General features: G+C 67.8%; 17 protein-coding genes. 1 reads left to right on the top strand and 16 read right to left on the bottom strand.

The features are described 5' to 3' along the window. Positions 1-102 precede the first annotated feature (102 nt). The 15 genes from ACO07K_RS08180 to ACO07K_RS08110 form a co-directional block, all read right to left on the bottom strand. Positions 103-1,392, bottom strand: coding sequence for an AMP-binding protein (locus ACO07K_RS08180; protein WP_422035422.1), 1,290 nt, complete (start codon positions 1,390-1,392; stop codon positions 103-105). Then, on the bottom strand, positions 1,389-4,025 hold the full coding sequence (locus ACO07K_RS08175) for a DUF2339 domain-containing protein (RefSeq protein WP_422035421.1): 2,637 nt from the start codon (positions 4,023-4,025) through the stop codon (positions 1,389-1,391). Before ACO07K_RS08175 ends, ACO07K_RS08180 begins: the two co-directional genes overlap by 4 nt. A gap of 30 nt (positions 4,026-4,055) precedes the next feature. Then, positions 4,056-5,291, bottom strand: a complete 1,236-nt coding sequence (locus tag ACO07K_RS08170; protein ID WP_422035420.1) for an amidohydrolase family protein — start codon at positions 5,289-5,291, stop codon at positions 4,056-4,058. A 38-nt stretch (positions 5,292-5,329) separates the two neighbouring features. Continuing rightward, on the bottom strand, positions 5,330-5,926 hold the full coding sequence (locus ACO07K_RS08165; protein ID WP_422035419.1) for a tetratricopeptide repeat protein: 597 nt from the start codon (positions 5,924-5,926) through the stop codon (positions 5,330-5,332). Between the two features lie 19 nt (positions 5,927-5,945). Next, positions 5,946-7,265 carry a heterodisulfide reductase-related iron-sulfur binding cluster gene (locus ACO07K_RS08160; RefSeq protein WP_422035418.1) on the bottom strand — a complete coding sequence of 440 codons (1,320 nt, stop codon included), beginning with the start codon at positions 7,263-7,265 and terminating at the stop codon, positions 5,946-5,948. A gap of 8 nt (positions 7,266-7,273) precedes the next feature. Beyond that, positions 7,274-7,582 (bottom strand): HigA family addiction module antitoxin, encoded by a 309-nt coding sequence (locus ACO07K_RS08155; RefSeq protein WP_422035417.1) that lies wholly within the window; start codon positions 7,580-7,582, stop codon positions 7,274-7,276. 264 nt (positions 7,583-7,846) lie between these two features. After that, entirely contained in the window at positions 7,847-9,016 is a 1,170-nt protein-coding gene (gene glcE / locus ACO07K_RS08150; protein ID WP_422035416.1) for a glycolate oxidase subunit GlcE, read from the bottom strand. Between the two features lie 4 nt (positions 9,017-9,020). After that, complete coding sequence (locus tag ACO07K_RS08145) at positions 9,021-10,508, bottom strand: FAD-linked oxidase C-terminal domain-containing protein (protein WP_422035415.1); 1,488 nt, start codon at positions 10,506-10,508, stop codon at positions 9,021-9,023. A 79-nt stretch (positions 10,509-10,587) separates the two neighbouring features. After that, on the bottom strand, positions 10,588-10,713 hold the full coding sequence (gene ykgO / locus ACO07K_RS08140) for a type B 50S ribosomal protein L36 (RefSeq protein ID WP_068191747.1): 126 nt from the start codon (positions 10,711-10,713) through the stop codon (positions 10,588-10,590). A gap of 192 nt (positions 10,714-10,905) precedes the next feature. Then, positions 10,906-11,211, bottom strand: a complete 306-nt coding sequence (clpS, locus tag ACO07K_RS08135; RefSeq protein WP_295137917.1) for an ATP-dependent Clp protease adapter ClpS — start codon at positions 11,209-11,211, stop codon at positions 10,906-10,908. Positions 11,212-11,229: 18 nt separating this feature from the next. Continuing rightward, positions 11,230-12,672, bottom strand: a complete 1,443-nt coding sequence (locus ACO07K_RS08130) for a 4-hydroxyphenylacetate 3-hydroxylase family protein (RefSeq protein ID WP_422035413.1) — start codon at positions 12,670-12,672, stop codon at positions 11,230-11,232. 25 nt (positions 12,673-12,697) lie between these two features. Next, a complete protein-coding gene (locus ACO07K_RS08125) occupies positions 12,698-13,294 on the bottom strand; it encodes a glutathione S-transferase family protein (RefSeq protein WP_422035412.1) in 597 nt (198 codons plus the stop codon). Positions 13,295-13,377: 83 nt separating this feature from the next. Beyond that, the gene (locus ACO07K_RS08120; RefSeq protein ID WP_422035411.1) at positions 13,378-15,009 is read right to left on the bottom strand and encodes a hydantoinase B/oxoprolinase family protein; all 1,632 of its coding nucleotides are present in this window, start codon (positions 15,007-15,009) and stop codon (positions 13,378-13,380) included. Next, the gene (locus ACO07K_RS08115) at positions 15,009-17,078 is read right to left on the bottom strand and encodes a hydantoinase/oxoprolinase family protein (protein ID WP_422035410.1); all 2,070 of its coding nucleotides are present in this window, start codon (positions 17,076-17,078) and stop codon (positions 15,009-15,011) included. The genes ACO07K_RS08120 and ACO07K_RS08115 overlap by 1 nt, the downstream gene beginning before the upstream one ends. 13 nt (positions 17,079-17,091) lie before the next feature. Beyond that, positions 17,092-18,060: a Bug family tripartite tricarboxylate transporter substrate binding protein gene (locus ACO07K_RS08110; protein WP_422035409.1), complete on the bottom strand. Its 969-nt coding sequence runs from the start codon at positions 18,058-18,060 to the stop codon at positions 17,092-17,094. 99 nt (positions 18,061-18,159) lie between these two features. Here ACO07K_RS08110 and ACO07K_RS08105 point away from each other — a divergent pair, with 99 nt between their 5' ends. Further along, positions 18,160-19,755: an AMP-binding protein gene (locus tag ACO07K_RS08105; RefSeq protein WP_422035408.1), complete on the top strand. Its 1,596-nt coding sequence runs from the start codon at positions 18,160-18,162 to the stop codon at positions 19,753-19,755. On the opposite strand, the gene ACO07K_RS08100 is transcribed toward ACO07K_RS08105, so the two are convergent. Beyond that, a complete protein-coding gene (locus ACO07K_RS08100; RefSeq protein WP_422035406.1) occupies positions 19,752-20,519 on the bottom strand; it encodes a C13 family peptidase in 768 nt (255 codons plus the stop codon). The two genes, ACO07K_RS08105 and ACO07K_RS08100, sit on opposite strands and share 4 nt — an antisense overlap. Positions 20,520-20,537 lie beyond the last annotated feature (18 nt).

The raw sequence follows: 20,537 nt of genomic DNA, 5'->3' as shown, positions 1-20,537 counted from the left end.
GGGGTGCGTGTGCCCACCCTTCGAGACGCTCACTGCGTTCGCTCCTCAGGGTGAGGTCAGTGTTGAGATGGTCGGCTCGATTCTATCTCGTCCGGAAACGCTCTAGTCCTTCGGGCGCCTGTCGATCACACGACGCGCCTTGCCCATGGACCGCTCGATCGTCCCGGGCACGGCAATCTCGACATCGGCCGACAGGCCGCACATGCCCTTGAGCCGGCGAGCCAGCTCGACGGCCGACTGAGCCCGGGCAGCCTGCTCCTGAACCTGGCGCGCCTCGACGCGCACCAATAGATCGTCGAGCGCGCCCGTTCTCGCGAGTTCGATGACGTAGTGGGCGCTCAGCGCCGGGTCGCGCAGGATCTGTTCCTCGACCTGGCTGGGGAAGAGATTGACGCCGCGCACGATCAGCATGTCGTCGCTACGTCCCATGATCCTGGCCATCCGCCGCATCGCCGTGACCGAACCCGGCATCAGCCGCGTGAGATCGCGCGTGCGGTAGCGGACGACGGGCATCGCCTCCTTCGTCAGGGTCGTGAACACCAGTTCGCCCGGTTCGCCCTCCGGCATCGGACGGCCGCTCACGGGATCGACGATCTCGGGATAGAAATGATCCTCCCAGATCGTGGGCCCATCCTTCGTCTCGACGAACTCGCACGCCACGCCCGGCCCCATGACCTCGCTCAGCCCGTAGATATCAACGGCATCGATGCCGAGCCGGCGCTCGATCTCCGCGCGCATCCCTTCGGTCCACGGCTCGGCGCCGAAGATGCCGATCCGCATCGCCGTCGCGCGCGGATCGAAGCCCTGGCGTTCGAACTCGTCGGCGATCGCCAGCATGTAGGACGGCGTCATCAGCACGATGCGGGCGCCGAGCTCGCGGATGAGCTGGACCTGCCGCTCGCCGAAGCCGCCCGACATGGGCACCACGGTGCAGCCCAGCCGCTCCGCGCCGTAATGTGCGCCCAACCCGCCGGTGAAGAGCCCGTAGCCATAGGCGTTGTGGATGATGTCGCCCGGCCGAGCGCCGCCCGCGAACAGCGAGCGCGCCATCAGGTCGCCCCAGGTCGCGATGTCCCTGGCCGAGTATCCGACGACGGTTGGCCGTCCTGTCGTGCCGCTGGAGGCATGCAGGCGCACGCAGCGTTCGCGCGGGATCGCCAGCATCCCGTAGGGATAGGCATCGCGCAGGTCGCCCTTCTCCGTGAAGGGAAAGCGCGCAAGATCGTCGAGGCTTGCCAGTTGGTTGGGATGAACGCCGGCCGCCTCGCACTTGGCGCGGTACGGCGCCTGGTTGTCGTAGGCATGGCGAAGCGTGGAACGCAGCCGGTCGAGCTGCAGGGCCCGCAGCGCGTCGAGCGACAGGCCAAGCTCGGGAAACAACGCCCCGGTCATTTGCTGTCGAACCCGAAGCGGCGATAGGCGTAGCCGAGACCGATCAGCGCCGCGCCCAGGCCGAGGAACGAGAAGACCCGCAGAAGCCCCTGCAGCCCCGCCATGTCGATCAGGAAGACCTTGGCGACCACGATGCAGACCAGCACCATGCCGGCGTGCCGCAGCGCCGCGGCCTGCCGCAGGAAGCCCAGTGCCAGCAGGGCGACGCCGAACAACAGCCAGACGATCGAATAGGCATAGAGTTCCAGCCCATGCGCATCGAAGCCGCGCCGCTCGAAGCCGGGATCGAAGAAGTGGCGCACCTCGAACGAGACGTAGACGAAGGCCAGGATCGAGGCCGCCGCCTCGACGAGGAGATCGACCCGCCGGTCGGGCTCGACGTCGATCCAGCGACGCGCCAGGGCCGCCATCGCCGCCGGTATCGCATAGGCCAGCAACAACCCGTTGACGATGGGCAGCCGGCCGACGTCCGCCGGCTCGAACACCGGATTGGCGACCAGCACCTGCACGATGAGCACGACCAAAACGGCCACACCACCGCTCAGCCGCCATGCCCACAGCGCCACGAGGTCGCCGTCGAGCCGCGTCTTCCATAGCGCCGCCAGCGCAAAGGCGCCCCAGACCAGCACGTAGAAGGCTCGCTCCATGAAGCTGGCGTCCGGCATCATCATCGTCGTCGGCTGGAAGACGCTGCGCACCTCGAGCGTCAGCAGGACGAAGGTGAGCAAGGCGGCGGCCGCCTCCACCGCGCGAACGAGCTGGACATCGCCGGTCGGCCGCAGGAAGCGCAACGCAACGACCAGCGCGGCGATCGAAATGCCATAGCCCCAGAGCATCCAGTTGAGGACGGGCGTCAGCCCGATCGGATAGGTCAGGATCTCCGGATTGACGACGAAGCGCACGACCACGATGGCGAGCAGCGGCCAGCAGAGCCGGCGCAGGGTCACCAGGCCGAGTTGCGCCGAGATGGCGGCGACCGCGGCCAGTTCGACCGCGTAGGCGACGGTGATCCATTCGCGATTGAGTTCGAGCGGGATCGCGGCGCCGATGAAGAAGGTCACACCGGCGGCCAGGAAGCCCAGCGCCTCGGTGGCCCCCGGCATCGTCCCGCGCCAGCGCACCAGCCGTTCCGCCCCCACCAGGAAGGGAGCGGCCAGGCCGATGCTGATCAGGCCCCAGGGAATGCCCGGCATCGCACGCAGCACATACCAGGCAAGCAGGAAGTGCGAGAGCGCGGCCGATATCGACAGGGCGGCCCAGAAGCCCGGCCGGGAGGCATTCCACAGCAGGGCGAAGGCCGCTCCGGCGTACAGGCCACCGAACATCGTCACGAGCCAGCCGAAGCGGCCATCGTTCCAGTCGGCCGCCACCCCGCTCCCCGTCCACCACCAGAGCGCCAGCGCCGCCAGCGACAGGGCCGGAGCGAGGCCGGCTGTGAACTGGAAACGCGGCGCCCAGCGCGAGAAGGCGAAAATGCCAATTCCGTGCACCGCCAGGGCCAGCCAGCCGGCCGTCTGCGCGCCGCCATCCTGCGCGATGGCCAGCACCAGCAGGCCGCCAGTGACCGCCAGCGAGGCCCAGACCAGGGCCAGGACGTCCTTCGCCGGGTTCTCGCTCTCCTGCAGGCGCCGCCAAGACGCCCAGACGAAGAGCCCCGCGAGCGCCACCAGGAAGAGCCCGACCCAGTGCAATTCGGGCAGATCGGGATCGGCCAGCATCCAGACGCAGGTCCACAGCGCCGAGCCCGCCAGCACGCCCCAACCCAGCACCCACCAGCCGCGGATCCGGATGACCGTGAGCGTGCCGGCGGCAATGGCCAGCAGATAGCCGAACAGGACCGGCGTATTGGGCTGCTCGCTGCCGATGATCGCGGGACTGAGGAACCCGCCGACGAAGGCCAGCGCCGCAACGAGAATCCCGTGGCGCAGCGAGAGCGTGATCGCGAAGGCGGTCAGGGCCGCGGCGGCGCCGCCGGCTGCGACCTTGGAGATCATGTCGTAGAGCGCCACGGCGGAGAGCAGCGAGCCATAGAGCGCCGCGACGCCCGCGGCGGCCAGCGCCTGCGACACGCGATCGTCGCGCGGGCGCATCCGCTCCGCGCCCGCAATCAAAGCGAAGCCGAAAAGCGCCGCCAGGATGACGCGCACCTCGGGAGAGAGGTAGCCCTCCTCGATCGAGTAACGGACGAGGAAGACGGCCGACAATGCCAGGGTGATGGCGCCGACCCAGAGGAAGGCCCGGGCCCCAAGCCGCTGCTCCCACCCGCCCCGCACCGGCTCGACGGCCGGGATCGCCAGCGGCGGCGCGGGCGCTGGTGGCGACGCCTGCAGATCCGCCCCGATGACGATCGCCTCGGGTTCGGCCTGCGGCTCGGGCTCTGGAACGAAGGGCGGCGCCGGGGGCGGTGGCACGGCGGCCTCGACCGGCGCCACCGGGAACGGAGCGGCCTCCACGGGCGGCGGAAGCGGCTGTGCGGCTGTTGCGGCCACCTGACGCCGCAGCGCCGCCAGCTCGGTGGCAAGTCGATCGTTCTGCGCCCGCAGGCCCGACGTGCGGACCAGCGCCATGATGGCGATCAGCGGCGTGCCGAGCGCCCAGGCGATCCCGACGAGGATGAGGAAGATTTCTTCCACGAAGGCTCCGGGATCGCCTTTCTCTGCCCGCTATTCCGCCGCGACGCGAACGGCTTCGCGGGAGAAGGCCGCACGATTGTCGCGGGCGACGATGCCCCGCTTCACCACCATGCGGTGGTTCTCCTTGCGCGCGGCGCGCTTGATGTCGGCCAGCGCGTCGCCGTCGCAGACCACGAAGTCGGCGACGTTACCTTCCTTGATGCGGCCGTGATCGGCCAGGCGCATCAGGTCGGCGGCACTCGCGGTCGCGAAGAACAGCGAGTCGCGGGTCGAAATGCCGATGTCGCACATGAATTCGAGCTCGCGCGCATTCTCGCCATGGCGATTGTGCGGCGTGCCGGCGTCGGTGCCCATCGCGATCCGGCCGCCGGCGGCGTAGTACATCTTGGTCGCCGCAATGTGACGGTCGAAGACGCGGCGGCTCTTGTCGATCACATAGTCGGGGATCGAGCGGTCGCCCTCGTCATAGCCCTTGAGGATGTTCTTCACGGCCGCCAAGGTCGGCACCAGCCAGACGCCGCGCTCCTTCATCTCGCGGCAGCATTCCTCGTCCATGAAGATGCCGTGCTCGATCGAATCGATGCCGCCGCGTACCGCGTTCAGAATGCCGAGCGCGCCCTGCGCGTGGCTCGCGCAGCATTTGTGGAAGCGATGCGCTTCCGAAATGCCGGCCTTCATCTCCTCGGCACTGTAATGCGCGTCCTCGGGATTGACGCCCTGGGTCATCACGCCGCCCGTGGCCATGATCTTCACCAGGTCGGACCCGGCATGGACCTGCTCGCGCACTGCCTTGACCACCTCGTCGACGCCGTCGGCGACGCGGCCGGTCCGGTTGCCGTGCCCACCGGTCATGCAGATCATGCGGCCGGCGCAGCGCATGGTCGGCCCCAGGAATCGCCCGGCGTTGTAGGCATCGCGGATCGCGAACTCGATATAGTCCTTGCCGCCGCAGTCGCGCACGGCGGTGACGCCGCCTTCCAGCGTCTGGCGCATGAACTCCATGCCGCGCACGGTCAGCTGGGCCGCGCTCAGGCGGTCCTGGACCGCACCGGGATTGCCCTCGGCCCCCGACAGCGAGTGGACGTGGCAGTCGATGATGCCGGGAATCAGCGTGGCCCCCGACGTGTCGACGACCTCGCCAGCAAAGCCCTTGAATTCACCCGCCGGGGCGACGCGCTTGATGCTGCCGCCCTCTTCCAGCACCGCCTGCCCGTCTTGCACTTTCTCGCCGTCGAAAAGACGACCGCCGACATACAACGTGGCCATTCACCAACTCCCGAATCTGAACGCGCGGTGACTTTGACCTACGTCGAGGGCCGGCCGCAACCCAGCGGATCGGCCTCGCTGCCTTTGTCTCCGCCGAAAGCCTTCAAACGCTCGATCTCGCCGTCGATTCCAGGGATGTGCGGGTTCCACCGGCGCGCCAGCTCGAAAGCCGCAACGGCGCGCGCGTTCTCGCCCATTTCAGCGCGGATCATGCCGAGACCCGAATAGGCGCCGAAATGGCGCGGCTCGCGCTTCACCGTCTCGCAGATGTCGGCCAGCGAGGCCGGGAAGTTGCCCATCAACCAGTGCGCCGTCGCGCGCTTGTTCCAGGCCTCCGACAGGTCCGGCGCGAGGTCGATCAGGCGCGTGAAGGTCTCGATCGAGGTCTTGAGTTCCTGCTGCTGCATCTCGGCGATGCCGCGCATCATCAGGGCGCGCTGGCTCATGTCGGGCACCATCACCCATTGTTCCCAGATCGCCGCCTCAAGGGCGCGGATCGCCGACGGATCGGTCGCCTCGCGAAGCTTGATGAAGAGTGTGTCGAGCACGGTGCCGCTCCCGGCGTTCTGCGCCATCGCGTTGGCGCCCAGCATCAATCCGAGAAGGGCGGCAAGGCAAGCGCGAAGAGCGTTCATGCCTCCCCTTCCTCCGTGCTCAGTCCAGGGCCGCCGGCTTGGGGCCGCCCGTCGCCCAGTCCAGCAGCTCGACCGTGTGGGCGATGGGTATGCCGGTGCCCGCGGCGATGTTGCCGATGCAGCCGAAGTTTCCGGCCGCGATCACGTCGGGCTTCAGGCTCTCGATGTTGGCCACCTTGCGGTCGCGCAGGCGGCGCGACAGGTCGGGCTGCAGCACCTGGTAAGTGCCGGCCCAGCCGCAGCAGAGATGGCCCTCGGGCACGTCCTTCACGACGAAGCCGGCGTCGCGTAGCAGCCGCTTGGGCTGTTCGATCACCTTCTGGCCGTGCTGCATCGAGCAGGCCGAATGATAGGCCACCGTCAGCCCCTTGGGCTCGACGTCCACCAGCCCGATCTCGAGCATGACCTCGCTGACATCCTTGGCGAGCCTGGCGACCTGCAGCGCCTTCTCGTGCCACTCCGGTTCGTCGGCCAGCATGTTGCCGTAGTCCTTGACCGTCGTGCCGCAGCCCGAGGCGTTGATCACGATGGCATCGAGGCCGGCGCCGTCGATCTCGCGCAGCCAGGCGGTGATGTTGGCCTTGGCCAGAGCGACCGCCTGCTCGTTGCGACCGACGTGGAGCACGGAGGAGCCGCAGCAGCCCGAGCCCGCGACGTTCACGACCTCAATGTCGTGGCGCGTCAGCAGCCGCACCGTGGCCTCGTTGACCTCCGGCGCCAGCACCTGCTGGCCACAGCCCGGCATCAGCGCCACGCGCTTCCGTCTCAAGCCCTTGGCCGGGAAGGTCTGCGGCCGGTCGACCGGCGACGGGCTGCGCAGGCGCGCGGGCACGGCGTCGAGCATGGCGCGCAGCCGGCGCAGGAAGGTGGCACCACCCGGATCGCTACTGGTCGCCGGCAGGAATGGCGCAAAGGGCTTGGCGAGACGGCCCAGCCTCATGGCCCAACGGAAAGCGTCCGGCCGCGGCATCAGCCAGGCCAGCAGCCCGCGCATGAAGCGGTCGGCCGGCGCCCGCGTATAAGTCTCCTCGATGCGATGCCGGCCGTGATCGACCAGGTGCATGTAGTTCACGCCCGACGGGCAGGTCGTCATGCAGGACAGGCAAGACAGGCAGCGATCGACGTGCCGGACCTCCTGCATCGTGGGCGCGCGGTCGCCCTCCAGCATCGCCTTGATGAGATAGATGCGTCCGCGCGGACTGTCGCGTTCGTCGCCCAGCAGCACGAAGGTTGGACAGGTGGCGGTACAGAAGCCGCAATGGACGCACTTGCGCAGGATCTGCTCGCTGCGCGCGTTCTCGGAGTCGGCAAGCTGGGCCAGGGTGAAGTTGGTTTGCACGACGCTGATCAGGCCGCCTGATCCAACTTCAGCCGTTCCGTCGTCTTCTTGATCAGCTGTCCCGATTCAGAGGAAGCCTTTTCCAACTCGTACAAGGTCTGCAGGTTCATCCAAGTCTGAGCGCTCATGCCAAGGGCGCGCTCCAGTCGAAGGGCCGTCTCAGCCGTTATGCCGCGCCTACCCCGGATGATATTGCCCACTTGCACTTGCGACAAACCTGCCGCCTGCGCCAACCGGTACTGGGAATTTCCGGCCGGCTCCATGAACTCGTCATGGAGAATGCGACCGGGATGCACTGGCTTGATCTTGCGCTTCATGTCCCAACTCTCTCAATGATAGTCCACGACCTCGATCGCTGTCGTCTTGTTCAAGTTAACCAGAGCCTTTCCGGGCGAGATTGAATCGAGCCGAGCATCCCAAAACTGACCTCACCCTGAGGAGCGAACGCAGTGAGCGTCTCGAAGGGTGGGCACGCGCACCCCGTCTGTTGCCCATCCTTCGAGACGCCGTGCTTTGCACGGCTCCTCAGGATGAGGTGAGTGGGTCAATCTGAGACGGAAAGGCTTTAGCATGAACAATCCCTAACCCATCCTCCCCGGATTGAAGAGAGTCTTGGGATCGAAACTTTCCTTCACGCGCACCGCCAGCGCCACGAGCGCGGCGGACTGAGGCTGGAACACGGGGACGGCCGCGCGCACAGCCTCGGGAGCGCGGATCAGCGTCGCATGCCCGCCCGTCGCGCCGAGCGCCCCACGAACGAGCGTGTGATCGGCATCGGCCGAGGGCGGCAGCGCCAGCCAGATCAGCCCGCCGGACCAGTCGTAGAAAGCCCGAGCGGTGGGGCGCTGCGCCTTGATGCGACCCAGGATCGCCGGGCCTTCGGTCGGCGGGCAGGAAATCTTCCAAACGATTTCGTCGGGCGCCGCGTTCAGCGGCGCCACATCGCGCACCCCGCGCCAGAAGGTCCGGCTCTCCAATGTGCCGAGCGCCTCCATCTTCGCGCCGGCATCCGCCATCAGTTCGCGCAGGCCCTTGAGCCGCGCCTCGACCGAGGGCGCCACGCCTTCGAGGCGCAGCGCCGTGCGGCCCGGCAGGTGTGCCGCGCCCGAGACTTCGTGCGGGCTGCCCATCGCCGCGCACATCGCCCGCACGGCAGCGGCATCGTCGAGGCCCAGCAGCAGCAGCGTCGCCGTCTGGTCCGGCGCCGGCAGCACCTTGACCGAGACTTCGTCGAGCACCGCAAGCGTGCCCCACGAACCGGCGAGGATCTTGGAGAGATCGTAGCCGGTGACGTTCTTCATCACCCGGCCGCCCGACTTGAACGCCTCACCGCGCCCGTTGACCCCGCTGAAGCCCAGCAGATGATCGCGCGCCGCACCGGCCGAGAGCCGGCGCGAGCCCGCGAGATTGCCCATGAGCGCGCCAACCAGCGTTCCCTGCCCCGGCTCACGACCGAGCAGCGGGCCGAGATCGGGCGGCTCGAAGGCCAGCATCTGATTGCGCTGGGCCAGCAGCGCCTCGACCTCGCGCATCGGCGTGCCGGCCCGCAGGGTGACGACCAGTTCCTCCGGCGCATAGTCGACGATGCCGGAGATACCCGACAGATCGAGAACCTGGGCACACTGCATCGGCTTGCCCAATGCGAGCTTGCTGCCCTCGCCGCGCACGTCGAGCGTCACGCCCTCGCCCAGCGCCCACTCCACCGCCTGCCGCAGCTCCTTCGCGTCGCGCGGCTTGATCGTACCAGTCATCTAATCAAAACCGCGGGATGTCGGGGAACGGGATGTTGTTCTGGGTCACGACCAGCCGGCCCAGCTCGGCGCAGCGGCGCAGCTTGGGGAACACCTTGCCGGGATTGAGCAGGTGGTCGGGATCGAAGGCGCATTTCACGCGCATCTGCTGGTCGAGATCGATCTCAGTGAACTGCACGCCCATCAGGTCGCGCTTCTCGATGCCGACGCCGTGCTCGCCGGTCAGCACGCCGCCGACCCGCACGCAGAGCCGCAGGATATCCGCGCCCAATTCCTCGCAGCGCCGCAGCTCGCCGGGATCGTTGGCGTCGAACAGGATCAACGGATGGAGATTGCCGTCGCCGGCATGGAAGACGTTGACGACCCGCAAGCCGTACTGCTTCGACAGCCGGCGCATCTCGGCCAGCACTTCGACCAGTTTTCCGCGCGGCACCGAGCCGTCGAGACACATATAGTCGGGCGAGATCTGGCCGACGGCGGGGAACGCGGCCTTGCGGCCGGCCCAGAACAGCACCCGCTCCTGCTCGTCGTTGCTGACCCTGATCGTCGTGGCGCCGCGGCCCCTGGCAATCTCGGCGACCCGCTCGACCAGATAGTCGACCTCGACCGGCGGGCCGTCGAGCTCGACGATCAGCAGGCCCTCGGCATCGAGCGGATAGCCCGCGCCGACATACGCCTCGGCGCACTTGGTGGCTTCCTTGTCCATCATCTCCATGCCGCCGGGGATGATGCCCGAGGCGATGACGGCGGCGACGCAATCGGCCGCGCCGGCCTCGGTCGGAAAGCCCAGCAGCACGGCGCGCGCGGTCGAGGGCTTGCGCAGCAGCCGCACGGTCACCTCGGTGACGACGCCCAGCAGGCCCTCCGAACCGGTCATGAGGCCCAGGAGATCGTAGCCTTCCGCATCGAGATGCTTGCCGCCCAGCCGCACCACCTCGCCGTTCATCAGCACCATCTCGATGCCGAGCAGGTTGTTGGTGGTCAGGCCGTATTTCAGACAGTGCACGCCGCCGGAATTCTCCGCGACGTTGCCGCCGATCGAGCAGGCGATCTGCGAGCTGGGATCGGGCGCGTAATAGAAGCCTTCGTGCTCGACCGCCTTGGTGACGCCGAGATTGGTGACGCCCGGCTGCACGCGGGCGCAGCGGTTGGCGTAGTCGATCTCGAGCACGCGGTTGAACTTGCTCAGGCCCAGCAGGATCGCATCGCCGACCGGCATCGAACCGCCCGACAGCGAGGTGCCGGCGCCGCGCGGCACGACCTTCACGTTGTTGTCCTGGCAGTAGCGCAGGATGGCGGCCACTTGGGCCACGGTCTCGGGGAGCACCACGACCAACGGCATCTGCCGGTAGGCCGACAGCGCATCGCATTCGAAGGGGCGCATGCCGTCGAGATCGTCGATGACGCCCTCGCCCGGAACGATGACGCGCAAGGCGGCGACGATCTCCGACCGGCGGGCGAGAATGGCGGGATCGAGCGGCGGCATCTCCATGCTTCGCTCATACGCCAAATGAAAAAGCGGCGGAAGCCGAAGCCTCCGCCGCTTGTTCGCTAAGACGCTGACGCCGTCTTCAGCCCTGGCGGGCCTTGAAGCGCGGGTTGGTCTTGTTGATCACGTAAACGCGGCCCTTGCGGCGCACGATGCGGCAGTCCTTGTGACGGAGCTTCACCGACTTGAGAGAATGACGGATCTTCATGGCCCTAACTCAACAAAAAGCCCCGGCCGGGCCGGGGTGAATTCCGAAAGCGGGCGGAAAATACGGACCGCAGCCGCTCCCGTCAACCCATTGATTCTCCACCGAAGTTTCTCAGGCCCTTTTTGCCTGATCCGCCAAATTCTCCAATGATCGCAAAGGCTTGCGAAAAGGGGCTAGACCCGCGTCGGCGCCCTACTCCTCAGGCTCCGTGCTGAACTCCAGTGGATGGCCGGCGCCACGGGCCATGTCGTTGGCTTCGCTCGCCTTGGATTCGGCGATATCGCGGGTGTAGGTGGCGACGACGCAGGCGCCGCGCTGGTGGGCCGTCATCATGACGCGGTAGGACTGCTCCTCGGTCATGCGGAACACGGCCTTCAGGACGACGACCACGAATTCACGCGGTGTGTAGTCGTCGTTCAACAGGATCACCTTGTAGAGTGGCGGCTGCTTGGTCTTGGTCCGCTCCACCGCCTGCGGCTTGGTGTCGATATCGCTCATCGGCCCCTCCTCGCCCTCCTACCGATACTCCTCGTCCAGGAAGCGCTGCACAAGCGTGTCGGCCCGCCTGCGGTCGGTGAACTGCAGATGCCGCGCCAGATTGCGGGCAGACGAGGCGAGGTAGAACCGTTCGTATTGCTCGTTGCGGCTGGCCAGCGCACTGCCGGCGAAATCCCAGGCGAGCCGGAAGATGCGGATACGCTCCTCTGCCGCCATGCCCTTGGCGCCCGGCAGATAACGATCGATCAGCGGCCGCAGGTCCGGGTCGGCGAGCTGCGCCGCGGTCGGCGCGGCCAGGAGATTGTGCGACCCGATCAGGCGCAGGATCTCGTTCACCCTGGGAAACCACTTGGGCAGCGTCGAGCGAAGGGCATGCAGCGGGCGGACGTCACACGTCCACAGGCCCGATGGCCATTCGCGCGCCTCCGCCTCGGCCGCAACGATGGCCGAGCGCGTGAATTCCGCATAGGTCCAGATCTCTCCGACCATGCGTTGCGTCTCGGGATCGACCGCATTGATCGAGGCCGCCATGCGCAGCGCGAGTCCCCAGGCGAAGTCGAGCTTCGTCCAGGCCCGGATCATCGTCTGCTGCAGGATGTTCGGCAGCCAGCTCGATGTCATGACCGTGTTGTAGGCGGCCATGTTGCAATCGATGAACAGCCGGTCGCGCGGAACCTCGACGTCGTCGAAGATCACGAACGCGTCCTGTTCGTCGAAGCGGCCCGAGAGCGGAAAGTCGAACCGGTTGTCCGGGGCCGACATCGAATCGCGGCAGAGGAATTTCAGCCCCGGTGTCCCGACCGGCAGGCAGAAGGAAAGCGCGTAGTCGTCGGAACCCGGGGGCAGCGGCACGCTGGGATAGACGGCGATCTCGTCGGTGAAGGGCGCCAGGGTCGCCAGCACCCTCGCGCCCCGCACGACGATGCCATGTTCGGTATCGCCGACTTTTCGCAACGCCTGCGTGTTACCGGCCGAGGGCGCATCGCCCAGGGCCTTGTCGACAGTGGGCTGAACGGTCGTATGGGTCAGCGCCACGTCGCCACGCCGCAGGAATTTCTGATAGGTAACCAGCCGCTCGGCGCCGGCCTCGTTGCCGTGCGCCCCCCACTCGTCGGGCCGGCCGGCGAAGCCCGCATAGGTCACATTCATGTAGTCGGGTGTGCGGCCCATCAGGCCGACCGAGTACTCCGCGACCTGACGCAGCGCCGCGTGGCGATGCACCAGGTCTTCCCTCGACCGGGGGATCCGGTGACTGACCGGGATCGACTCGCCCGTCTCCGGATCAGGACCGAGGCAGGTCGCGGCCTGCGTATGGTGGAGATCGTACACCGCCGCCAGGGCGTGGGCCGCCCCGCGGAGCTTCGGATGGTCGACGACATCGCCCACCTTCTCGCCGTCGACCCAAACCTCGCGCGGGCCGCGAAGACCCTTCAGGAATTGTTCACCGGTCCGTGCGGGCATCGCCCACCTCCACCGCTCGGGACGGTCATCCCACCGGCATCGTCTCGGCAAGCGGCGGCAGCTTCACGACCTTGTCGTACCAGGCTTCGAGCGCAGGATGGCCCGGGCGCCACGGCTCGTTGGCGTAGCGGAAATCGAGATAGCCCAGGGCGCAGCCGATCGTGATCTCGCCAATCGTCGTCAGCAGGCCGAGCGAGGGCGCCTCCTTCTCCAGCAGGTCGAGCGACCGCACGACCTTGCCCTGCTGAAGGGCGATGTAGCTCTGGCGACCCTCGTCCTGCGGCAGCGCGATCTCGCGGCGGCGCGGCTGGGTGGCGTCGAGAATGCCATCGCCCAGTGCCTGCTGCGTGAGTGCTTTCCAGCGCGCCGGACCAACCGGCGGGAACAGCTTCGGCGCGTCGCCGATGCTGTCGAGATATTCGCAGATCACCGGGCTGTCGTAGAGCGACATGCCGTCGTCGGTGATCAGGCTCGGGACCTTGGAGAGCGGATTGACCGGCAGCAGGGCCGGATCGGTCGTGCCGACCTTCCAGCGCTCGATCTTGTCGTTGAGCCCGCGCGCGATGGCGCAGGCCAGCACCTTGCGGACATAGGGGCTGGCGGCGGAATAGGCGATTTTCATGGCGTTCCTCAAATCGTCGAAGCGGCGCGCACGTTATCCCGCCCGCCGGCCGCGACGCCATGAATTTCCAGACGGCAGGCCGCTCAGTCGTCGCCCTGATAGTCCGCCACCGCCGTGACGTAGCCGGCCGCCACGTCGGCGGCGAGTGCCGCCGCGGGGCGCAGCTTCGGATCGCCATGGCCGCCGCCGCCCGGCGTGCCCAGCGAGACCGTATCGCCCTTGTTCAGCACGTACTGCTTCTTGGGGTCGGTCTTCTCGCCGTTGATGCGCAGTTCGCCCGGCGCCCCGTCCTTGCCGCCCTCGATGCCGAAGGCCGCAAAGATGGTGCGCTCGGCCAGGAAGGAAACGGCGATCGGCGTCTCGCTGCGGCTCTCGATCAGGATCTCCTGTCCCAGCCCGCCGCGGTGCCGGCCGGCGCCGCCGGAATCGGGACGGAGCTTCTTGTGATGGAAACGCAGCGGCGCGATGTGCTCGCTGATCTCGATCGAGGTCGAACTGACGTTCGACGGCCACGAGAGGCAAGTGACTCCGTCCCTCTGCGTGTTGCCGCCCATGCCGCCATTGTAGAAGAACATGTTGGCGTAGGGCTTGCCGCCCTCCCGCACGCCCGACTGGTTCATCCCCCACATCGGCGAGCCGCAGGCGGCCATCACGCGCTCGGGCACGATCTGGCCCAGGCAGCCGAACACCAGCATCGGGATGTAGTGGCCGATCAGCATGCGCGAACCGCCCGGCGCGGGAAATTGCGGATTGACGATGCAGCCCGGCGGCGCGGTGAGCGTGATCGGCCGCCACGCGCCTTCATTGTTGGGCAGGTTGGAGTTGGTGCAGACCTTCACCCCATACATGCACATTGCGTTGGTGTAGCACAGGGCACAGTTGATCGCCCGATCGACCTGGGCGTCGGTCCCCGCGAAATCGATCAGGATCTCGTCGCCCTTGATGGTGAGCGCCATCTTGATGGTGATGGGCTTGTCCATGATGCCGTCGGTCTTCAGCTCGCTGCGATAGGTGCCGTCCGGCAGTTCGCGGATCGCCGCCCGCATCGCCGCCTCGCAGCGCCCCTGGATCTCGCGCGCCAGATCCGTGAGATCGGGCAGGCCGTAATTCTCCATCAGGACCAGCAGGCGGTCTTCCATGAGATCGAGCGCCACGATCTGGGCGTAGAGATCGCCCATCGTCTGGTCCGGCGTGCGCACGTTCTTGCGGATCAGCGCCACCAGCGTCTCGTCGGTCTTGCCGGCCGCCATCATCTTCATCGGCGGGATCTGCAGCCCCTCCTCGAAGACCTCGCGCGGCTCGGGGCTGCGGATCTTGCCGCCGATATCGGGCACGTGCGCGGTCGTCGCGCTGAAGGCAATCAGCTTGCCGTTGCGGAAGATGGGCTTGGCCAGCGTGACGTCCGGCAGATGGCCGGTCCCCAGCCAGATGTCGTTGGTGATCAGCACGTCGCCCGGCGAGAGCTGATCCTCCGGAAAGTGACGCAGGAAGTGCTTCACGGTCTCGGGCAGCGTGCCGATGAAACTCGGGATGCTCTCGCTCGCCTGCACCAGCGACTGGCCCGACGCGTCGGTCACGACGCAGGAGAAGTCGTAGCTTTCCCTGACCAGCGTCGAGAACGACGTGCGCACCATGGCCGCCGCCGCCTCGTCGACCAGCGAGATCAGCCGGCGCCACAGCAATTCCAGTTCGATGGCATCGAAAGTGCGCGACATCAGTTTGCCTCCGCCAGGATGGAGCCGTCGGCCAGCAGCCGGGCCGTGGAATTCGGCCCGACGATGAAGGTGCTTTCGTTCTCCTCGAAGACCGCGGGCCCGTCGATGCTGACGCCGGGTTCGAGGGCATAGCGGTCCCAGACACGCGTCGGGAGCGTCTTGCCTTCATCGGGGAAGAACACGGGCCGCGTGCCCTTGAGCGCTCCCGCAGAAGCATGTCGCGGCAATTCGAGTTTGCCACCGGTGCCGGGCATGGGGGCGCTGACCGAGAGGCGCAGGGCCACGAACTGGATCGCCGCACCCGGCGGCGTGCGCGCGAACAGCGCCTTGTAGGCAGCTTCGAAGGAGGTCTTCACCTCAGCCTCGTCGAGGACCTGCGGCAGCACGACGGTGATCTCGCTGCCTTGGCCGATGTAGCGCATGTCTGCGAGGCGCCGAACAGTCCGGTTCTCGACGTCGGCGCCGGTCAGGTGCAGCACGTCCAGCGCCTCCTTTTCGAGACCGGCGAAGAGGCTATCCGCGGCGGCGAGATCGGCACCCGCCAGCGCGGTCGTGAAGCTCGCCACACGATCGACGCGCGCCGGCGCCATCAGCATGCCGATGGTGCTGCCCGCGCCCGCGCCCGGCGGGCAGACGACGCGGCTGACGCCCAGCTTGCGTGCCACGTGCCAGGCATGGACGGGGCCCGCCCCGCCCGTCGCCAGCAGCGCATACTCGGAGGGCACCCGGCCGCGCTCGGCGATGGCCACGCGCGCCGCACCGGCCATGTTCTCGTTCACCACGTCGTGCACGCCGAACGCCGCGCGGCCGGGCTCGACGCCCAAGGCGGCGGCCAATTTTCCGAAGGCGGCATTCGTCGCCACCGCGTCGATCTTCATGGCGCCGCCCAGGAAGAAGTCGGCATTGAGATAGCCCAGGGTCAGGTCGGCATCTGTAACCGTGGCCTCAGTGCCGCCGCGACCATAGCAGGCCGGTCCCGGCTGCGCGCCGCTGCTCTCGGGTCCGACGTTCAGCGTGCCGAGATCGCTCCTGTGCGCGATCGAGCCGCCGCCGGCGCCGATCTCGATCAGCTCCACCGTGGCGATCTGCATGGGCAGGCCCGAGCCGCGCAGGAAGCGCTTCTCGCGCGCCGCCTCGAAGCCCCAGGCGACCAGCGGCTCGCCATCGTCGACCAGGGCCAGCTTGGCGGTCGTCCCGCCCATGTCGAAGGCCAGGACGCGCTCCAGCCCGGCATTGCGTCCGAACCAGGCGCCGGCCAGCGCGCCGGCCGCAGGCCCGCTTTCGAGAAGCTGCACCGGCGCCCGCTTGGCCTCGCTCACATGGGTGAGGCCACCATTCGACAACATGAGGAACAGCCCGCCCGGAATGCCCTCGTCCCGCAGCGCCTGCTCCAGCCGCTCCAGATAGATCTCGGCCAGCGGCCGCACATAGGCGTTGGCCACCGTCGTGCTGGCGCGCAGATACTCGCGGATCTCCGGCGCGATGTCGGACGACAGCGAGATCGACAGGTTCTGGAAGCGCTCGGCCACCGCGGCGCCGATCGCGCGTTCGTGCGCGGCATTGGCATAGGAATGCAGGAAGCAGATGGCGAGGCTCTCCACGCCCTGCTCCACCAGATCGGCGACCTCGGCCAGCGCCGCCTCGACATCGAGCGCGATCTCGATCGTGCCGTCCGGTGCCAGTCGTTCCTTCGCCTCGCGCCGCCACGGCCGCGGCACCAGCGGCTTCGGCATCTCGATGAAGAGATCGTAGAGCTCGTACTTGCGCTCGCGCGCGATCTCCAGCACGTCGCCGAAACCGGCCGTCGTGAGGAGACCCGTCTTCGCACCCTTGCGCTCGATCAGCGCGTTGGTGAACAACGTGGTGGCATGAACGACGCGGCCGATCTCCTGCGGCCTGGCGCCCGCCTTCTCCAGCACGCGCCGCGTACCCTCGAGCGCCCCGCGGGCTGGATCGTCCGGTGTCGTGCTTTCCTTCCAGATAACGGCCCGCCCGGTGCGCGGATCATGAATGACGAGGTCGGTGAAAGTTCCCCCGATGTCGATCCCGAGGGAAAGCGGCGCACTCATTACTCTTCCTTTGCTATTCGGCTCTTACATTGCCCTGCTTGGCGACCTTGGCCCAACGCTCGCGGTCCTTCACGATATACGCGGCGAAAGCTTCGGGTCCCTGACCGATCGGCTCCAGCCCCTGCTTGGCCAGCGTCTCGGTATTCTTGGGGTCCGCGATCGCGTCGATGAACAGTTTGGCGAGCGCCGCCTTGATGTCGGCCGGCAGGGCTGCCGGCCCCATCAGGCCAAACCAGTTGTTGATGTCGAGGGCCGGAATGTCCTTCGTGAGCAGCGGCAGTTCGGGGGCGAGCGGCGTCGGCTTCGTCGCCGCGAGCGCGAGCACCCGCACCTTGCCACCGCGCGCCTGGCCGATCAGTTCCGACACGTTGCCGAAGAATACGTCGACGTTGCCGGCCGCGACGTCGGCGATGGCGGGCGCGCCGCCGCGATAGGGAACATGGATCAGCTTCAGGCCACCCGCTTCGGCCGCGAGAAATTCCGCGCCAAGCTGATTGGTCGAGCCGAGGCCGGTCGACGCATAGCTCACCTTGCCGGGATTGGCCTTCGCATAGGCAACGAATTCCGGAATTGTCTTGAAAGGAGCATCGACGCGCACGATCAGGGCCATCGGCACGCCGACGAGATTGCAGATCGGCGTCAGCTCCTTGTCGAGATCGAGCGGGATCTGGGATCCCGGCACCACCGGGCCGACCGCAAGCTGGCCCATGATGCCGATACCCACCGTGTAGCCATCAGCCGGCGCCTGGGCCACGGCCTTCAGCGCGATGAAGCCGCCGGCCCCCGTCTTGTTGTCGACGATCACCGTGTAGCCGTGTTGACGCTGGATCGTCTCCGCCGCGATGCGGGCGGCCATGTCGGCGGTGCCGCCGGGCGCATAACCGACCAGGATCTTGATCGGCTGTTTCGGCACCCATTGCTGGGCACGCGCCGACGCAGCGGCCAGGACGAGCGGCGCGGCAAAAAGGCTTCGACGGAACATCACGACTCCCAATCCCCAATGGCGAGCGTTAGGCAAGCGGCGTGCCGGGTCAAGGTGACCCGCTTGTGATGAAACGGTCTTCGGGTAGTCTCCGCGCGCATGCCTCTCGCCCAACCCGCCCCCGATGTCTGGACGCTCGTCGCCGCCATCGCAGAGCAAACTCCCGACGCGCCGGCCCTGCTGCACGGCGATCGGGCGATTTCCTTCCTGGAACTCACCGAGAGCGCGCGGCGCGCCGCCCAAGGGCTTGCCGACCTGGGCGTCGGCCCGGGCGATCGCGTGGCGCTGTGGCTGCCCAACGTGCCGGCCTATCCGATCCTCTATCTCGCCTGCATCCGGCTGGGCGCCATCGCCGTCGCGGTGAACACGCGCTATCGCGCCGTCGAGGTTGCCGACATCGTCGGCCGCTCCGGCGCCAAGGTACTGGCCTGCGCGCCCGGATTCCGGCGGATCGACTTCCTCTCCATCCTGGCCGATGTCGAGCCCGCGGCTCTCGACAGGCTTACGGCCATCGTCACGGTGGGCGACGAGCCCGCCTCGATCCCGGCTGCCATCGAACGGCTGCGGCGCGTGCCCTTCGAGCGCCTGCTGTCGCGGCCCCGGCTCGGCCTGAACAACGCGAAGGCGAGCGCCCCCTGCAACATCTTCACGACCTCGGGCACGACCAGCGCGCCCAAGTTCGTTCTGCACCGCCAGGGCGCCATCGCCAGCCACGCCCAGCAGGTCGCGCGCGCCTTCGGCCTCACCGCGCCCGACACACTGTCGCTCTCGATCCTGCCGCTCTGCGGTGTCTACGGCTTCGACCAGACCATGGCGACACTGGCAGCCGGCATGCCCTGCGTGCTGGTCGAGTCCTCCGAGATCGATGAGATCGCACGACTGATAGCGCGACACAGGCCGACAACCCTGTTCGGCAGCGACGACATGTTCGCCCGCCTGCTCGACGCAGTGCCCGGCGACCGCCCCTTCCCCTCGGTGAAATGGGCGGGCTACGCCGCCTTCAACGCGTCGTTGGACGACATCGCGGAAACCGCGGACCAGCGCGGCCTGCGGCTTTGCGGACTCTACGGGATGAGCGAGGTGCAGGCCCTCTATTCCCTGCAGCCGATCGACTCCGAGGTGGCTCGCCGCAAGAAGGGTGGCGGCGTTCCCACCTCGCCGCTCGGCCACGTCCGCATCCGCGATCCGGAGACCGGTGAGCTGCTGGCCGTCGGCCAGCCCGGCGCGCTCGAATGCGCCGGCCCGTCATTGATGGTCGGCTATTACGGTGACGACAAAGCCACCGCCGAGACCGTGACCGCCGACGGCTATGTCCGCACCGGCGACCTCGCCGAGCTCGACGGACAGGGCGGCTTCACCTTTCTGAGCCGCATGGGCGACGTGCTACGTCTTTCGGGCTTCCTGGTGAATCCGCTCGAGATCGAGACCCATCTGCAGACGCTGCCGGGCATCGCCGCCTGCCAGGCCATTGCTGTGCCGCGCCCGGACGGGGTGCGCGCGGTCGCCTTCGTGATCCTCGCGCCCGGCGCGACGCTCGACGAGGCCGCTGCCATCGCACACTGCAAGCACGCTCTGGCCAACTACAAGGTGCCGATGCGCGTCCTGGCGATCGACGACTTCCCCAAGACGCCCTCGCCCAACGGTTTCAAGATCCAGCGCAGCCGCCTGCGCGACCTGGCGCTGGAACGAATCTAGCGCCCCGGCAGGCGAAGGTTGGCGACCGCGGATCCGACGAAGATCTGCGGCAGAGAGGGCGTGCGGATTCCCATGCTCTTTTCGAGGTTCTGCACGCAGCTCCGCGTGGCCTGGGCGAGCTGGCCCCAGGTGGTGGCGCCATCGAACTGCTGCAGCAGGCACTGGTCGTAATAGGTGAAGCGGTCGCCCGCGCCGCAGCCAAAGCTTACGCGATCGGCCGCGGCGGCCGTCAGCACGACCCGGTTGGGCTGGCGCATGGCCGGTGTCAGGAAGACGCCGCTGTGGCAGGCCGAGACGACCACGACCGTCGGCAGCGTCCCGCAGCCCGCGTCCAGGGCATTGTCGAGCGCGCTCGGCCGGACGACGCCGTTGGCCTGGCGCAGCACGACGCCGGCCTCGGTGCCGTGGCTGGTGATGAAGGCCAGGCAAGCCTCCGCTCCGCCGGCATTGCGGAGCGCGCTCGAGACGTTTGAGGCGCTGGCGACCTCGGCCGTCGGATTGCGCCCGGGATCGGAGGTGAGCAGGCGGATGTCCCGCACGCCCCGTGCCGCCAGCTTGTCGCGCAAGGCGTCGATGCCATTGTCGAAGGACGGGCTGTTATTGTCGCCGGCGATCAGCACGGCATGCCAGCGCGCCGCCGGAACGTCTCCGGGCGCGACCGCCATCGAGGGGTTGCGACCGGACGGCGGCACGGCGCCGGAGTCCGCCGTGCAGCCGATCAGCGAGGCCAGCAACGCAACCAGGGCCGCGACGCGAATCAACATACTCTGCTGCTCCAGATT

Source organism: Reyranella sp., assembly GCF_965228225.1.
Taxonomy (GTDB): domain Bacteria; phylum Pseudomonadota; class Alphaproteobacteria; order Reyranellales; family Reyranellaceae; genus Reyranella.
This window is presented reverse-complemented; position numbering and strand designations above follow the sequence as displayed.

Excerpts from the sequence above, each read along its gene's own strand:
- ACO07K_RS08165 (WP_422035419.1), bottom strand. The coding sequence starts at position 5,926 with ATGAACGCTCTTCGCGCTTGCCTTGCCGCCCTTCTCGGATTGATGCTG.
- ACO07K_RS08180 (WP_422035422.1), bottom strand. The coding sequence starts at position 1,392 with ATGACCGGGGCGTTGTTTCCCGAGCTTGGCCTGTCGCTCGACGCGCTG.
- ACO07K_RS08105 (WP_422035408.1), top strand. The coding sequence starts at position 18,160 with ATGCCTCTCGCCCAACCCGCCCCCGATGTCTGGACGCTCGTCGCCGCC.
- ACO07K_RS08170 (WP_422035420.1), bottom strand. The coding sequence starts at position 5,291 with ATGGCCACGTTGTATGTCGGCGGTCGTCTTTTCGACGGCGAGAAAGTG.
- ACO07K_RS08155 (WP_422035417.1), bottom strand. The coding sequence starts at position 7,582 with ATGAAGCGCAAGATCAAGCCAGTGCATCCCGGTCGCATTCTCCATGAC.
- glcE (WP_422035416.1), bottom strand. The coding sequence starts at position 9,016 with ATGACTGGTACGATCAAGCCGCGCGACGCGAAGGAGCTGCGGCAGGCG.
- ACO07K_RS08110 (WP_422035409.1), bottom strand. The coding sequence starts at position 18,060 with ATGTTCCGTCGAAGCCTTTTTGCCGCGCCGCTCGTCCTGGCCGCTGCG.
- ACO07K_RS08145 (WP_422035415.1), bottom strand. The coding sequence starts at position 10,508 with ATGGAGATGCCGCCGCTCGATCCCGCCATTCTCGCCCGCCGGTCGGAG.
- clpS (WP_295137917.1), bottom strand. The coding sequence starts at position 11,211 with ATGAGCGATATCGACACCAAGCCGCAGGCGGTGGAGCGGACCAAGACC.
- ykgO (WP_068191747.1), bottom strand. The coding sequence starts at position 10,713 with ATGAAGATCCGTCATTCTCTCAAGTCGGTGAAGCTCCGTCACAAGGAC.
- ACO07K_RS08115 (WP_422035410.1), bottom strand. The coding sequence starts at position 17,078 with ATGAGTGCGCCGCTTTCCCTCGGGATCGACATCGGGGGAACTTTCACC.
- ACO07K_RS08125 (WP_422035412.1), bottom strand. The coding sequence starts at position 13,294 with ATGAAAATCGCCTATTCCGCCGCCAGCCCCTATGTCCGCAAGGTGCTG.
- ACO07K_RS08100 (WP_422035406.1), bottom strand. The coding sequence starts at position 20,519 with ATGTTGATTCGCGTCGCGGCCCTGGTTGCGTTGCTGGCCTCGCTGATC.
- ACO07K_RS08130 (WP_422035413.1), bottom strand. The coding sequence starts at position 12,672 with ATGCCCGCACGGACCGGTGAACAATTCCTGAAGGGTCTTCGCGGCCCG.
- ACO07K_RS08120 (WP_422035411.1), bottom strand. The coding sequence starts at position 15,009 with ATGTCGCGCACTTTCGATGCCATCGAACTGGAATTGCTGTGGCGCCGG.